This window comes from Citrobacter sp. Cpo061, assembly GCF_030332845.1.
Lineage (GTDB): Bacteria > Pseudomonadota > Gammaproteobacteria > Enterobacterales > Enterobacteriaceae > Citrobacter > Citrobacter portucalensis.
The window spans coordinates 185,107-197,436 of record NZ_JAOWHB010000041.1; the positions used below are offsets into that span (position 1 = coordinate 185,107).

Sequence of the window (12,330 nt, forward strand, 5' to 3'; positions counted from 1 at the left end):
TATCAGGTGTCTGGCTCCAGCATGCCTCTCGTTGGGCGTTTGAGACTGAATTGCCAGCCCAGCGCCAGGAAGGTGATGAGGCCGATAATACCGAGCATCATCCAGGGTAACTCAGGCTGTGCCAGGGCCTTGCCCATGTCAAACAGCCAGCCGCCGCCGATATATCCAATTGCGCCACCGATAGCGAGCCCCAGTCGACTGAAGCCCATATAGCTTCCTCGGGCACGTGCATTCGCCAGTGAGGCGCTAAGGGTTTCACGCGCGGGTTCGGCGATGATCGAGCCAATATAGAACGTACAGATCAGGGTGAACAACTGCTGCAAATTCCCCACCAGACCGATCGGCATCATGCTCAGAGACATCACCAGCAGACCGGCCATCAGACGATGTTCAAGGCGAAAACGTTTTTCACTCCAGCGGGCAATTGGGTAGAGCAGCGTCAAGGAGAGGCACGCCTCGATGGCATACATCCATTTCACGGCGGCCGGTGAACCTGCGATGTCGTTCACCATGATTGGCAGCATCAGCATCACCTGTACCGCCAGCATGTAATAGCCCGCCAGCGTCAGCACATAGGTGACAAAGCGCTTGTCATGCATCACGTGGCTCATCCCTTCGCGCACTGGAATTTTCACCGTCGACAGCTTCCATGCCGGGAGCAGCCAGGCGTTAAACGCCGCGCACAGAACGAACAAAATTGCGCCGGTGGCACAGACCAGACGGAAATCGTATTGCAATAACCAGCTGCCAAGTAACGCGCCAACCACGGCCCCGGCGCTATCCTGCATCATCAGAATAGAGAAAAAGCGCCCGCGCTTTTCCGGGCGGATCAGTTTAACCACCAGCGCCGAGCGGGGTGGGTCGAATAGTGTACCGCCCAGTCCGGAGAGAAAGCAGGAAAACCACAGCAGCCACGGCTCATGGGCAATGCCCATGGTGGCGAACCCGGCAGCGCGCATCAGCATGCCGGTGACGATCATCGGTTTTGCACCGAAACGGTCCGCAATAGCACCGCCGAAAATACCCAACCCCTGCTGGATAAATTGACGTAATCCTAGTGCAATACCAACCATCACGGCGGCCCAGCCCATTTGGTCGACGAAACGAATTGAGATCAGCGGGAAAACGACGAAGAAACCCAGCACGACCAGCATATTATCGATGAGAAGGAAGTATTTACCCAGGTTCCTTGCCTGCGAGACTTGCGACATTTCCCCTCCAGGGAAAAACTCGTCACTCTGGATAGAGTTTAAAAGATAAGCACCTCCTATTCTGCGGTGTCGTCATCGCTTTTCCCACCCTTCGCGGGACAATATTTTTTTATCAAAAGTCCGTCTTGATAGAGAGTTTTCATCAAAATGTGTGAATAATTCAAAAAATGGCATTTTGCTCTTTTCACAGGGCGTATTCGCACAGGTATAGTAATGCGAATAGCGTATTGAAGACGTTACGGGAAGGAGTAGGTATAGAATGTTTGGCTATCGCAGTAACGTGCCAAAAGTGCGCTTAACCACCGACCGCCTGGTCGTGCGTTTAGTGCATGAGCGTGATGCCTGGCGTCTGGCAGATTATTACGCAGAAAATCGTCATTTCTTAAAACCCTGGGAACCTATTCGCGATGAAAGCCACTGCTATCCGTCCGGCTGGCAGGCGCGTCTGAGCATGATCTCTGAGTTTCATAAACAGGGCACCGCCTATTATTTTGCGCTGCTCGATCCGGACGAAAAAGAGATTATCGGCGTTGCGAACTTCTCAAACGTGGTGCGGGGATCCTTCCATGCCTGTTATCTCGGCTACTCCATTGCGCAGAAATGGCAGGGGCAGGGGCTAATGTATGAAGCCTTAACCTCGGCCATTCGTTATATGCAGCGCACGCAGCATATTCACCGCATTATGGCTAACTACATGCCACATAATAAGCGCAGCGGTGACCTGCTGGCGCGACTGGGTTTTGAAAAAGAAGGGTATGCCAAAGACTACCTGCTGATTGACGGGCAGTGGCGCGATCACGTGCTGACGGCGTTGACCACATCAGAATGGACCCCCGGCCGCTAAGTTTCAGATGCAGCCATGATTAATGGAGAAGACGATGAAATACGAATTAACCGCCACCGAAGCACGAGTGATTGGCTGTTTATTAGAAAAACAAGTGACCACGCCGGAACAGTACCCACTCTCCGTTAATGGAGTCGTAACAGCCTGCAATCAAAAAACGAATCGTGAACCGGTGATGAACCTGTCGGAATCGGACGTGCAGGAGCAGTTGGATAACCTGGTTAAGCGACATTTTCTGCGCACGGTGAGCGGTTTTGGCAATCGCGTCACGAAATATGAGCAGCGTTTCTGCAACTCTGAATTTGGCAATCTGAAGCTTAGTGCCGCAGAGGTGGCCATAATCACCACACTGCTGCTGCGGGGCGCTCAGACGCCTGGTGAACTGCGTAGCCGCGCATCCCGTATGTACGAATTCAGCGATATGGCCGAAGTGGAGTCGACGCTGGAAAATCTGGCGAACCGGGAAGATGGGCCTTATGTGATCCGCCTGGCGCGTGAGCCGGGCAAACGTGAAAGTCGCTATATGCACCTGTTTTGTGGTGAGGTTGATGAAGCCATTGCCGCGGCAGATGAACCCCCTGTAGCCTCCGGTGATCTGCAGGCGCGCGTGGAAGCGCTGGAAACGGAAGTCGCAGAGCTTAAGCAGCGACTTGATTCCTTGCTGGCGCACCTGGGAGACTAACGTGAACAAATTACGTATCGGCGTAGTTGGCCTGGGCGGTATTGCACAAAAGGCCTGGCTACCCGTGCTAGGCACCTCCGCGGACTGGACGCTGCAAGGCGCATTTTCACCTTCACGCGATAAAGCACAGCGTATCTGTGATACCTGGCGAATACCCTACGTGGATTCATTGAAGAATCTGGCGCAAACCTGCGACGCGGTTTTCGTCCATTCCAGTACCGCGACGCACTATGCGGTAGTCAGTGAATTGCTGAATGCCGGAGTTCACGTGTGTGTGGATAAACCGCTGGCGGAAAACCTGCATGAGGCTGAGCAACTGGTCGAGCTGGCCGCGCGGAAAAAACTCACGCTGATGGTCGGGTTTAACCGTCGATTTGCACCGCTGTACCAGGATCTCAAAACCCAGTTGGGCACCGCAGCGTCTGTACGTATGGATAAGCACCGTACGGATAGCGTTGGGCCGCACGATCTGCGCTTCACTCTGCTGGACGACTATCTGCACGTGGTCGATACCGCTTTGTGGCTGGCGGGAGGGCAGGCGCAGTTAAATAACGGCACGCTGCTGACCAATGAATCTGGTGCGATGCTCTACGCCGAGCATCATTTTTCTGTCGGTCAAATGCAGATAACGACCAGTATGCATCGCCGTGCCGGTAGCCAGCGCGAGAGCGTGCAGGCGGTGACGGACGGCGGCCTGATTGACGTCACTGATATGCGGGAATGGCGGGAGGAGCGTGGGCAAGGTGTTGTTCATAAGCCGATAGCGGGCTGGCAAACGACCTTAGAACAGCGTGGTTTTGCCGGATGCGCACGTCATTTCATTGAGTGCGTGCAAAATCAGACGGTTCCCCAGACGGCAGGCGAGCAGGCGCTACTGGCCCAGCGTGTTGTTGAAAAGCTGTGGCGGGAGGCGATGGCTGAATAACCCCCTGTAACATCTGGCGGTAGTAATTCATTGTAATCCAGGTACTATATGCCCACTCAAAATAACACCTCTTTTCAACCATAGCTGGTTTGTCGGCCTGATAAGGTGCCAGGGTGTCGCCATCAGGCACAGCAAAAGTGTCGGATGGCGGCGAGAATGCCTTATCCGACCTACGGGCAGGTTTGTCGGGGTTTTGCCTCAGAGTCTGGAATACAACATAGATGAATTTATTAAAGTCGCTGGCAGCCGTCAGCTCGATGACGATGTTTTCACGTGTGCTGGGTTTTGCGCGTGATGCGATTGTCGCCAGAATCTTTGGTGCAGGGATGGCGACAGATGCCTTTTTTGTGGCATTCAAACTTCCTAACCTGTTGCGCCGAATTTTTGCCGAAGGCGCATTTTCGCAGGCGTTTGTGCCGATTCTTGCTGAGTACAAAAGCAAGCAGGGGGAAGATGCTACCCGCGTGTTTGTTGCCTACGTTTCCGGACTGTTGACGCTGGCGCTGGCCGTGGTGACGGTAGCCGGGATGTTGGCTGCGCCATGGGTGATATTAGTCACCGCGCCGGGATTTGCTGACACAGCGGATAAATTTGCGCTGACCACTCAACTGCTGCGGATCACTTTTCCCTATATTCTACTGATTTCACTGGCCTCACTGGTTGGTGCGATCCTTAATACCTGGAACCGCTTTTCCATTCCTGCGTTTGCCCCGACCTTTCTGAATATCAGCATGATCGGCTTCGCGCTATTTGCGGCACCCTATTTTAACCCGCCGGTGCTGGCGCTGGCGTGGGCCGTTACGGTTGGCGGCGTGCTACAGCTGATTTATCAGCTTCCGCACTTGAAGAAAATTGGCATGCTGGTGCTGCCGCGCGTGAACTTCCGTGATGCGGGGGCGATGCGTGTCGTCAAGCAAATGGGCCCGGCGATCCTTGGGGTATCTGTCAGCCAGATTTCACTGATCATCAATACGATTTTCGCCTCGTTTCTGGCCTCTGGCTCAGTTTCATGGATGTATTATGCCGACCGTCTGATGGAGTTTCCGTCCGGTGTTCTGGGCGTGGCGCTGGGGACTATCCTGCTGCCATCGCTGTCCAAAAGCTTTTCCAGCGGTAATCATGATGAATATTGTCGCCTGATGGACTGGGGCCTGCGCTTGTGTTTCCTGTTGGCATTACCGAGTGCCGTAGCGTTGGGTATTCTGGCCAAACCGCTGACGGTGTCTCTGTTCCAGTACGGTAAATTTACCGCCTTTGATGCCGCGATGACCCAGCGTGCGCTGGTGGCGTACTCGGTAGGTTTGATTGGCTTGATCGTGGTGAAAGTGTTGGCTCCGGGCTTTTACTCCCGCCAGGATATTAAAACGCCAGTGAAGATTGCCATTGTGACGCTGATTATGACCCAGGTGATGAACCTGGCGTTTATCGGGCCGTTAAAGCATGCCGGATTGTCGCTGTCGATTGGTCTGGCGGCATGTCTGAACGCTTCACTGCTGTACTGGCAACTGCGGAAACAGAAAATCTTTACCCCACAACCGGGCTGGAGCTGGTTCCTGGCGCGTCTGGTGATTTCCGTGCTGGTGATGTCTGCGGTTCTGGTTGGCATGCTCTACATCATGCCGGATTGGTCGCAGGGAACGATGTTGTGGCGTCTGCTGCGTCTGATGGCGGTCGTGGTGGCAGGTATTGCCGCTTACTTCGCAGCACTCGCCGTACTGGGCTTTAAAGTAAAAGAGTTTGTGCGTCGGACGGCGTAAAGGATCAATGCCGGATGGCGGCATAACGCCGTATCCGGCCTACAAAAGGCGTAGGCCTGATAAGCAAAACGTTATCAGGCTGACATCATATAGAGAATTTTTTCCCGCCGCGGTGCGCAGCAGAGGTTTGACCGTTTGCGCCATACAACGCTGGTTCCTGGTGCGGTTTCAGCACTTGTATTGCTTGTTGATTACGCTCGATCTGCCCTTCCAGCAGCCAACCGTTGTGCTGGTTGAGGTCGCGTAAATGCTGTGTTTTCTTGGTGATAGTCTGCCAGCGTTCAGCAATCTCATCATTGGCGCTGCGCGTGGCGTCATGTTCCAGGCGGCGCTGCTGCTCAAGATAATCAAGGGTTGCCAGCAAGGAGCTTTTTTCTTCTGTAATACGCTGTAGCTGGCTGCCGTTGATATGCCCTGCGGAAAGCTGCTGCTGTTCAGCATCCATTACCGTTTTCAGGTCATTGAGGACGGTCGTCATCTGGTCAAGTATTTCTGACAAACGAGTCATACTTTATTTACTCTGTAGGTAGCTCTGCGCCTCGCGAATCAGCGAGTCGGCAATTTTTCCGGTATCCATTTTCAATTCACCGTTACGGATTGCGGTTTTCAGTGCTTCCACGCGTTCCATATTGATGTCATTGCTGCCGGGCTGCATCAGTTTGGCCTGGGCGTCGCTCAGCATGACGCTGGTGCTGGTGGTCGCGGTGGTTTTTTCCTTCCGCGCTTTTTGTACCGGCGCATCGCTGGTTTCACGCGGCTGAACGGTGCTTACTGGCTTCAATGGTGAGGTACGATCAATGCTCATTTTATTTTTCCTCATCGAGGGGTTACGCTATAGCGGCCCGCTGTAATCATTGGTTGTTTATCTATCGGCACACGCTAAAAAATCTTTAACCTATTATAGGTTAATAAGAATATTCCCATCAGAATCGACGACGCCGCTCACCACCTGGCCTGAAATCATCCGCACTCGCGCATTCTGTGCGACAGCGGCGTTGTTCAGCGCTTTACCTTCGGCATTGACCCGAAAGCCATCTCCGTTGGCAATAACCAGTACGCGCTGACCGGCCTTGATCCGCCATGCCTGGCGCAACATCGAAAGCTGTATCGGTTGGCCCGGCACCAGATCGCGCAGGCTCACTGCATCCTGCACCTGACTCATATCCAGCACCGCGCGCGGCGGTAGTTGGTCCAGTCGACCACGTTTCAGCGTTACGCTGGCTGGGGTCAGGGTGCTACCTCGCGCTACGGATGCAGCGGCAACAACGTAGTTTCCCGTCGCCTGCACGTTCACTTGCAGATAACGTTTTTCGTTGGCACAGCGGGCCAGCACATTCACATTGCCCCACAGTTTTGCGCTACCTGACACGCTTAATGCCGGTTGTTCGCAGTTGGGCAATAAGTTTGGTGACGTTCGGATAGTGACTACCACCTCATCGCTAAATCCGGCCAGGCGCTGGGAAAACCATGCCGTTAGCTGCGAATTCAGGTCTTGTGCCAGCGTCATAGGGCTGAACAGCAGTGCTGCCACGACTATTCCACGTTTAAACGTTTGCATCAAAACCTCGCGCTTTTTCAGGTAGTGGCAGGATTTTACCTGTGTGACGCAGTCATCAACGCAACAAATAGCGACGCATTTTGCGTTTATTCCGGCGATAACGCGCGCGTAATGGGATTTAAGCTGTCGGCTGAATTTTGTCATTTGCGGAGGAGATATGCTCGATAAGCTCGACGCCGCCTTACGTTTTCAACAGGAAGCGCTGAATTTGCGCGCCCAACGCCAGGAAATATTGGCGGCCAACATTGCCAATGCCGACACGCCGGGGTATCAGGCGCGCGATCTGGATTTCGCCAGTGAATTAAAAAAAGTCATGGTGCGAGGACGGGAAGAAACCGGCGGCGTTTCGTTGACGCTGACCTCTGCACAACACATTCCGGCCCAGACCGTTTCTGCGCCGTCTACGGAGCTGCTCTACCGTATTCCTGACCAGCCGTCTCTTGATGGCAACACGGTAGATATGGACCGGGAGCGCACGCAATTTGCAGACAACAGCCTCAAATATCAAATGGGGCTGACGGCGCTGGGTGGACAAATCAAAGGCATGATGAACGTGCTGCAAGGAGGGAACTAATTCGTGGCGCTGTTAAATATTTTTGATATCGCAGGTTCTGCGCTGACGGCTCAGTCTAAACGCCTGAACGTCGCGGCCAGCAACATGGCGAATGCGGATAGCGTCAGCGGACCCGACGGTCAGCCGTATCGCGCGAAGCAGGTTGTTTTTCAGGTAGATGCTGTGCCAGGTGCGGCAACCGGTGGCGTAAAAGTCGCTGACGTCATTGAAAGTCAGGCGCCGGATAAGCTGGTTTATGAACCCGGTAATCCGCTGGCCGATGCGAATGGCTACGTGAAAATGCCGAATGTGGACGTTGTTGGCGAGATGGTCAACACCATGTCTGCCTCACGTAGCTATCAGGCAAACGTCGAAGTGCTCAACACCGTGAAAAGCTTGATGCTTAAAACGTTGACGCTAGGCCAGTAAAGGAGGCGCACATGTCTATTGCTGTAGAAATGAATGACCCGAGCACGACGGGGGTTAATGCCGCCACGGGGAATAGCTCACTGACGGGCAGCAACGCCGCTGACCTGCAAAGCAGCTTTCTTACGCTGCTGGTTGCACAACTGAAAAACCAGGACCCTACCAACCCGCTGCAAAACAACGAACTGACTACCCAGTTGGCGCAAATCAGTACCGTGAGCGGGATTGAGAAACTGAACACCACGTTAGGGTCGATCTCCGGGCAGATCGACAACAGTCAGTCGCTGCAGGCCAGTACGCTGATTGGCCACGGTGTGATGATCCCGGGTACCACCATCCTGACCGGTAAAGGGACAGAAGAGGGTGCCAAAACCACGACAACACCATTTGGAATTGAGCTGCAGCAACCGGCAGATAAGGTTACCGCAACCATTACCGATAAAGACGGCAAAGTGGTGCGCACCATTGACATTGGCGGGTTGAAAGCAGGCGTTCATACCTTTACCTGGGACGGCACCATGACCGATGGCACGGATGCACCAAGCGGTTCTTACAACGTGTCAATTGCTGCCAGTAATGGCGGAACGCAACTGGTGGCCCAGCCGCTTCAGTTTGCGCTGGTGCAGGGCGTTATTCGCAGTAACGGCGGTAATACGCTGGATCTGGGCACCTATGGAACCACCACCCTCGACGAAGTACGGCAGATAATTTAAGCCTTCACACTTATCAGGAGTAAGTCATGGCCTTTTCTCAAGCGGTCAGCGGTCTGAACGCTGCAGCGACCAACCTCGATGTCATTGGTAACAACATCGCCAACTCCGCCACCTACGGTTTTAAATCTGGCACGGCATCTTTTGCCGATATGTTTGCCGGTTCGAAAGTCGGTTTGGGCGTTAAAGTTGCGGGTATTACTCAGGACTTTACCGACGGTACTACCACCAACACCGGACGTGGTCTGGACGTTGCTATCAGCCAGAACGGTTTTTTCCGTATGGTAGACAGCAACGGTTCCGTTTTCTACAGCCGTAACGGTCAGTTCAAACTCGATGAAAACCGCAATATCGTTAACATGCAGGGGCTGCAGCTGACAGGCTATCCGGCTACCGGTACACCGCCAACAGTTCAGCAGGGTGCGAACCCGGCACCGATCACTATCCCGAATACGCTGATGGCGGCTAAATCAACCACCACTGCGTCAATGCAGGTCAACCTGAACTCCACTGACAAGGTCCCTACCAAGACCCCGTTTAATCCAAGCGATGCGGATTCCTACAACAAAAAAGGCAGTGTTACCGTTTTCGATAGCCAGGGTAACGCTCATGACATGAATATTTTTTATGTCAAAACAGGCCCTAACAAATGGGATGTCTACACCCAGGATGCCAGCGTTGCGGGTTCAGTTGCCAGCAAGAATGCGGTGATGAACTTTAGTGCTAACGGTACGCTGACTTCTGTGAATAATTATGTTGAAGGGACGGTGCCAGTCGATCCAGCAGATCCGGATGGACCAAAAATCCCCGTTGAAGGTCCAGCTAATGCCCAACCGCAAATTCAGATCTCCACTGGTACGATCAATGGCGCAGTTCCGGCGAACTTCTCCCTGAGCTTCCTGAACTCCATGCAGCAGAACACCGGTGCCAACAACATCGTTGCCACGAATCAGAACGGCTACAAGCCGGGCGATCTGGTGAGCTACCAGATTAACAATGACGGTACCGTGGTCGGTAACTACTCCAACGAACAGCAACAGGTTCTGGGGCAGATCGTGCTGGCAAACTTTGCCAACAACGAAGGTCTGGCGTCTCAGGGCGACAACGTCTGGGCGGCGACTCAGTCTTCCGGCGTGGCGCTGCTGGGTACCGCAGGCGAAGGTAACTTCGGCAAGCTGACTAACGGCGCGCTGGAAGCGTCAAACGTGGATTTGAGTAAAGAACTGGTGAATATGATTGTCGCCCAGCGTAACTATCAGTCGAACGCGCAGACCATCAAAACCCAGGATCAGATCCTCAACACGCTGGTCAACCTGCGCTAAGCGCCTGACGGGATGGCTTAATGGATCACGCAATTTATACCGCCATGGGCGCGGCCAGTCAGACGCTGAATCAACAGGCGGTGACGGCCAGCAACCTGGCAAACGCCTCCACGCCAGGGTTTCGTGCGCAGCTCAATGCACTGCGCGCGGTTCCTGTAGAAGGATTGTCTTTACCAACGCGTACGCTGGTGGTGGCTTCCACGCCGGGGGCCGATATGACGCCCGGTCAGATGGACTATACCTCCCGCCCGCTGGATGTGGCGCTGCAACAAGATGGCTGGTTGGCTGTGCAGACTGCGGACGGTAGCGAAGGATATACCCGTAACGGCGCTATTCAGGTAAGCCCAACGGGTGAACTGACTATTCAGGGACACCCGGTAATTGGCGAAGCCGGACCGATAGCCGTACCGGAAGGTTCAGAAGTCACCATTGCGGCGGACGGGACCATTTCTGCACTTAACCCTGGCGATCCGGCTAATACGGTCGCGCCAGTGGGGCGGTTGAAGCTGGTGAAGGCTACAGGGCTTGAGGTGCAACGTGGCGATGACGGTATGTTCCGTCTGACCCAGGCCGCACAGGCCACCCGTGGTGCGACGTTACAGGCTGACCCCAGCATTCGCGTGATGTCGGGCGTGCTGGAAGGCAGTAACGTTAAACCGGTTGCTGCGATGAGCGACATGATCGCCAACGCCCGCCGCTTTGAAATGCAGATGAAAATTATCAGTAGCGTGGATGATAACGCGGGCCGCGCCAACCAACTGCTGTCGATGAGTTAATACAGGACATTTTATGATCAGTTCATTATGGATCGCCAAAACCGGCCTGGATGCGCAGCAAACCAACATGGATGTGATTGCCAACAACCTGGCAAACGTCAGCACCAACGGATTTAAGCGCCAACGTGCCGTATTTGAAGATCTGTTGTACCAGACGATTCGTCAGCCTGGCGCACAGTCTTCTGAACAGACCACACTGCCGTCTGGTTTGCAGATTGGTACCGGCGTACGTCCGGTTGCGACCGAGCGTTTACACAGCCAGGGTAACCTGTCGCAGACCAACAACAGTAAAGATGTGGCGATTAAAGGCCAGGGCTTTTTCCAGGTCATGTTGCCCGATGGTACGTCCGCTTATACCCGCGACGGTTCTTTCCAGGTGGATCAGAACGGTCAGTTGGTGACGGCGGGTGGTTTTCAGGTTCAGCCTGCCATCACCATTCCGGCTAACTCGCTCAGTATCACCATTGGACGTGACGGTATTGTCAGCGTGACCCAACAGGGGCAGGCGGCGCCTGTTCAGGTCGGGCAGCTTAACCTGACAACCTTCATGAACGATACCGGTCTGGAAAGCATTGGTGAGAATCTGTACACCGAAACGCAGTCATCCGGTGCGCCGAATGAGAGCACGCCAGGGCTGAACGGCGCGGGTCTGCTGTATCAGGGCTATGTTGAAACCTCTAACGTCAACGTGGCGGAAGAGCTGGTAAACATGATCCAGGTTCAGCGCGCTTACGAAATCAACAGTAAAGCGGTATCGACCACCGATCAGATGCTGCAAAAACTGACGCAACTCTAAAGTGGAGCCCGGTGGGGTGAAAACCTCACCGGCACACTGATTTTGAAGATGACCGCAATGCGAAAATACGCGCTTCACCCATACCCAATTTTAGCCCTGCTGGTGGTTTCACTAACAGGATGTGCCTGGATCCCGGCCACGCCGCTCGTGCAGGGCGCAACGTCTGCCCAGCCCGTTCCAGGTCCAACGCCGGTGGCGAATGGCTCAATCTTCCAGTCGGCACAACCGATTAACTATGGTTATCAGCCACTCTTTGAAGATCGTCGTCCACGCAATATTGGCGATACGCTGACCATCGTATTGCAGGAAAACGTCAGCGCGAGCAAAAGCTCTTCGGCGAACGCCAGTCGCGACGGCAAGACAAACTTTGGCTTTGATACCGTACCGCGCTATCTGGAAGGATTGTTCGGTAACGAACGTGCAGACGTAGAAGCCTCCGGCGGTAACTCCTTTAACGGTAAAGGCGGCGCGAACGCCAGAAATACCTTCAGCGGTACGCTGACCGTAACGGTCGATCAGGTACTGGTGAATGGCAACTTACATGTCGTGGGTGAAAAACAGATCGCTATAAATCAGGGCACTGAATTCATCCGCTTCTCCGGGGTTGTTAACCCGCGCACCATCAGTGGCAGCAACTCCGTACCGTCAACCCAGGTTGCGGACGCGCGTATTGAGTACGTCGGTAACGGCTACATCAATGAAGCGCAGAATATGGGCTGGTTGCAGCGTTTCTTCCTTAACTTGTCGCCGATGTAAGCGAGGTACCCAGT

General features: G+C 54.1%; 15 protein-coding genes. 11 read left to right on the forward strand and 4 right to left on the reverse strand.

Annotated elements, in window-relative coordinates; genetic code table 11:
- Positions 1-2: 2 nt before the first annotated feature.
- Complete coding sequence (gene mdtH, locus OGX97_RS11765) at positions 3-1,211, reverse strand: multidrug efflux MFS transporter MdtH (protein WP_153753361.1); 1,209 nt, start codon at positions 1,209-1,211, stop codon at positions 3-5.
- 259 nt (positions 1,212-1,470) lie between these two features.
- On the opposite strand from mdtH, the gene rimJ reads away from it, so the two are divergent.
- From rimJ to murJ, 4 genes are all read left to right on the forward strand, one after another.
- On the forward strand, positions 1,471-2,055 hold the full coding sequence (gene rimJ / locus OGX97_RS11770; protein WP_003832145.1) for a ribosomal protein S5-alanine N-acetyltransferase: 585 nt from the start codon (positions 1,471-1,473) through the stop codon (positions 2,053-2,055).
- 34 nt (positions 2,056-2,089) lie between these two features.
- On the forward strand, positions 2,090-2,737 hold the full coding sequence (locus tag OGX97_RS11775; protein WP_020996497.1) for a YceH family protein: 648 nt from the start codon (positions 2,090-2,092) through the stop codon (positions 2,735-2,737).
- Position 2,738: 1 nt separating this feature from the next.
- Positions 2,739-3,662, forward strand: a complete 924-nt coding sequence (locus tag OGX97_RS11780) for a Gfo/Idh/MocA family protein (RefSeq protein WP_079934897.1) — start codon at positions 2,739-2,741, stop codon at positions 3,660-3,662.
- A 221-nt stretch (positions 3,663-3,883) separates the two neighbouring features.
- Entirely contained in the window at positions 3,884-5,419 is a 1,536-nt protein-coding gene (gene murJ / locus OGX97_RS11785; RefSeq protein WP_003832150.1) for a murein biosynthesis integral membrane protein MurJ, read from the forward strand.
- Positions 5,420-5,504: 85 nt separating this feature from the next.
- Here murJ and flgN read toward each other — a convergent pair whose 3' ends face one another.
- The 3 genes from flgN to flgA all read right to left on the reverse strand — a co-directional run bounded on the left by flgN (position 5,505) and on the right by flgA (position 6,977).
- Positions 5,505-5,927 (reverse strand): flagella biosynthesis chaperone FlgN, encoded by a 423-nt coding sequence (gene flgN / locus OGX97_RS11790; protein ID WP_003036178.1) that lies wholly within the window; start codon positions 5,925-5,927, stop codon positions 5,505-5,507.
- Positions 5,928-5,930: 3 nt separating this feature from the next.
- A complete protein-coding gene (flgM, locus tag OGX97_RS11795; RefSeq protein WP_032942956.1) occupies positions 5,931-6,224 on the reverse strand; it encodes a flagellar biosynthesis anti-sigma factor FlgM in 294 nt (97 codons plus the stop codon).
- 93 nt (positions 6,225-6,317) lie between these two features.
- Complete coding sequence (gene flgA, locus OGX97_RS11800) at positions 6,318-6,977, reverse strand: flagellar basal body P-ring formation chaperone FlgA (RefSeq protein WP_008784358.1); 660 nt, start codon at positions 6,975-6,977, stop codon at positions 6,318-6,320.
- A 157-nt stretch (positions 6,978-7,134) separates the two neighbouring features.
- Here flgA and flgB point away from each other — a divergent pair, with 157 nt between their 5' ends.
- Genes flgB through OGX97_RS11835 form a run of 7 tightly spaced genes read left to right on the forward strand, consistent with a single transcriptional unit; the run spans position 7,135 to position 12,316 of the window.
- Complete coding sequence (gene flgB / locus OGX97_RS11805) at positions 7,135-7,551, forward strand: flagellar basal body rod protein FlgB (protein ID WP_003036189.1); 417 nt, start codon at positions 7,135-7,137, stop codon at positions 7,549-7,551.
- Positions 7,552-7,554: 3 nt separating this feature from the next.
- The gene (gene flgC / locus OGX97_RS11810) at positions 7,555-7,959 is read left to right on the forward strand and encodes a flagellar basal body rod protein FlgC (RefSeq protein ID WP_235124306.1); all 405 of its coding nucleotides are present in this window, start codon (positions 7,555-7,557) and stop codon (positions 7,957-7,959) included.
- Positions 7,960-7,970: 11 nt separating this feature from the next.
- On the forward strand, positions 7,971-8,669 hold the full coding sequence (gene flgD, locus OGX97_RS11815; RefSeq protein ID WP_286592425.1) for a flagellar hook assembly protein FlgD: 699 nt from the start codon (positions 7,971-7,973) through the stop codon (positions 8,667-8,669).
- Positions 8,670-8,695: 26 nt separating this feature from the next.
- Complete coding sequence (gene flgE / locus OGX97_RS11820) at positions 8,696-9,988, forward strand: flagellar hook protein FlgE (RefSeq protein ID WP_191226173.1); 1,293 nt, start codon at positions 8,696-8,698, stop codon at positions 9,986-9,988.
- Positions 9,989-10,008: 20 nt separating this feature from the next.
- Positions 10,009-10,764 (forward strand): flagellar basal body rod protein FlgF, encoded by a 756-nt coding sequence (locus OGX97_RS11825; RefSeq protein WP_003832161.1) that lies wholly within the window; start codon positions 10,009-10,011, stop codon positions 10,762-10,764.
- Between the two features lie 13 nt (positions 10,765-10,777).
- On the forward strand, positions 10,778-11,560 hold the full coding sequence (gene flgG / locus OGX97_RS11830) for a flagellar basal-body rod protein FlgG (RefSeq protein ID WP_003036202.1): 783 nt from the start codon (positions 10,778-10,780) through the stop codon (positions 11,558-11,560).
- A gap of 57 nt (positions 11,561-11,617) precedes the next feature.
- The gene (locus OGX97_RS11835; protein WP_032934415.1) at positions 11,618-12,316 is read left to right on the forward strand and encodes a flagellar basal body L-ring protein FlgH; all 699 of its coding nucleotides are present in this window, start codon (positions 11,618-11,620) and stop codon (positions 12,314-12,316) included.
- The last annotated feature ends 14 nt before the right edge of the window (positions 12,317-12,330 follow it).

What these genes read in the sequence shown, in the direction of transcription:
- mdtH (WP_153753361.1), bottom strand. Translation starts at nt 1,211, where the DNA reads ATGTCGCAAGTCTCGCAGGCAAGGAACCTGGGTAAATACTTCCTTCTC.
- rimJ (WP_003832145.1), top strand. Translation starts at nt 1,471, where the DNA reads ATGTTTGGCTATCGCAGTAACGTGCCAAAAGTGCGCTTAACCACCGAC.
- OGX97_RS11775 (WP_020996497.1), top strand. Translation starts at nt 2,090, where the DNA reads ATGAAATACGAATTAACCGCCACCGAAGCACGAGTGATTGGCTGTTTA.
- murJ (WP_003832150.1), top strand. Translation starts at nt 3,884, where the DNA reads ATGAATTTATTAAAGTCGCTGGCAGCCGTCAGCTCGATGACGATGTTT.
- flgN (WP_003036178.1), bottom strand. Translation starts at nt 5,927, where the DNA reads ATGACTCGTTTGTCAGAAATACTTGACCAGATGACGACCGTCCTCAAT.
- flgM (WP_032942956.1), bottom strand. Translation starts at nt 6,224, where the DNA reads ATGAGCATTGATCGTACCTCACCATTGAAGCCAGTAAGCACCGTTCAG.
- flgA (WP_008784358.1), bottom strand. Translation starts at nt 6,977, where the DNA reads ATGCAAACGTTTAAACGTGGAATAGTCGTGGCAGCACTGCTGTTCAGC.
- flgB (WP_003036189.1), top strand. Translation starts at nt 7,135, where the DNA reads ATGCTCGATAAGCTCGACGCCGCCTTACGTTTTCAACAGGAAGCGCTG.
- flgD (WP_286592425.1), top strand. Translation starts at nt 7,971, where the DNA reads ATGTCTATTGCTGTAGAAATGAATGACCCGAGCACGACGGGGGTTAAT.
- flgE (WP_191226173.1), top strand. Translation starts at nt 8,696, where the DNA reads ATGGCCTTTTCTCAAGCGGTCAGCGGTCTGAACGCTGCAGCGACCAAC.
- OGX97_RS11825 (WP_003832161.1), top strand. Translation starts at nt 10,009, where the DNA reads ATGGATCACGCAATTTATACCGCCATGGGCGCGGCCAGTCAGACGCTG.
- flgG (WP_003036202.1), top strand. Translation starts at nt 10,778, where the DNA reads ATGATCAGTTCATTATGGATCGCCAAAACCGGCCTGGATGCGCAGCAA.
- OGX97_RS11835 (WP_032934415.1), top strand. Translation starts at nt 11,618, where the DNA reads ATGCGAAAATACGCGCTTCACCCATACCCAATTTTAGCCCTGCTGGTG.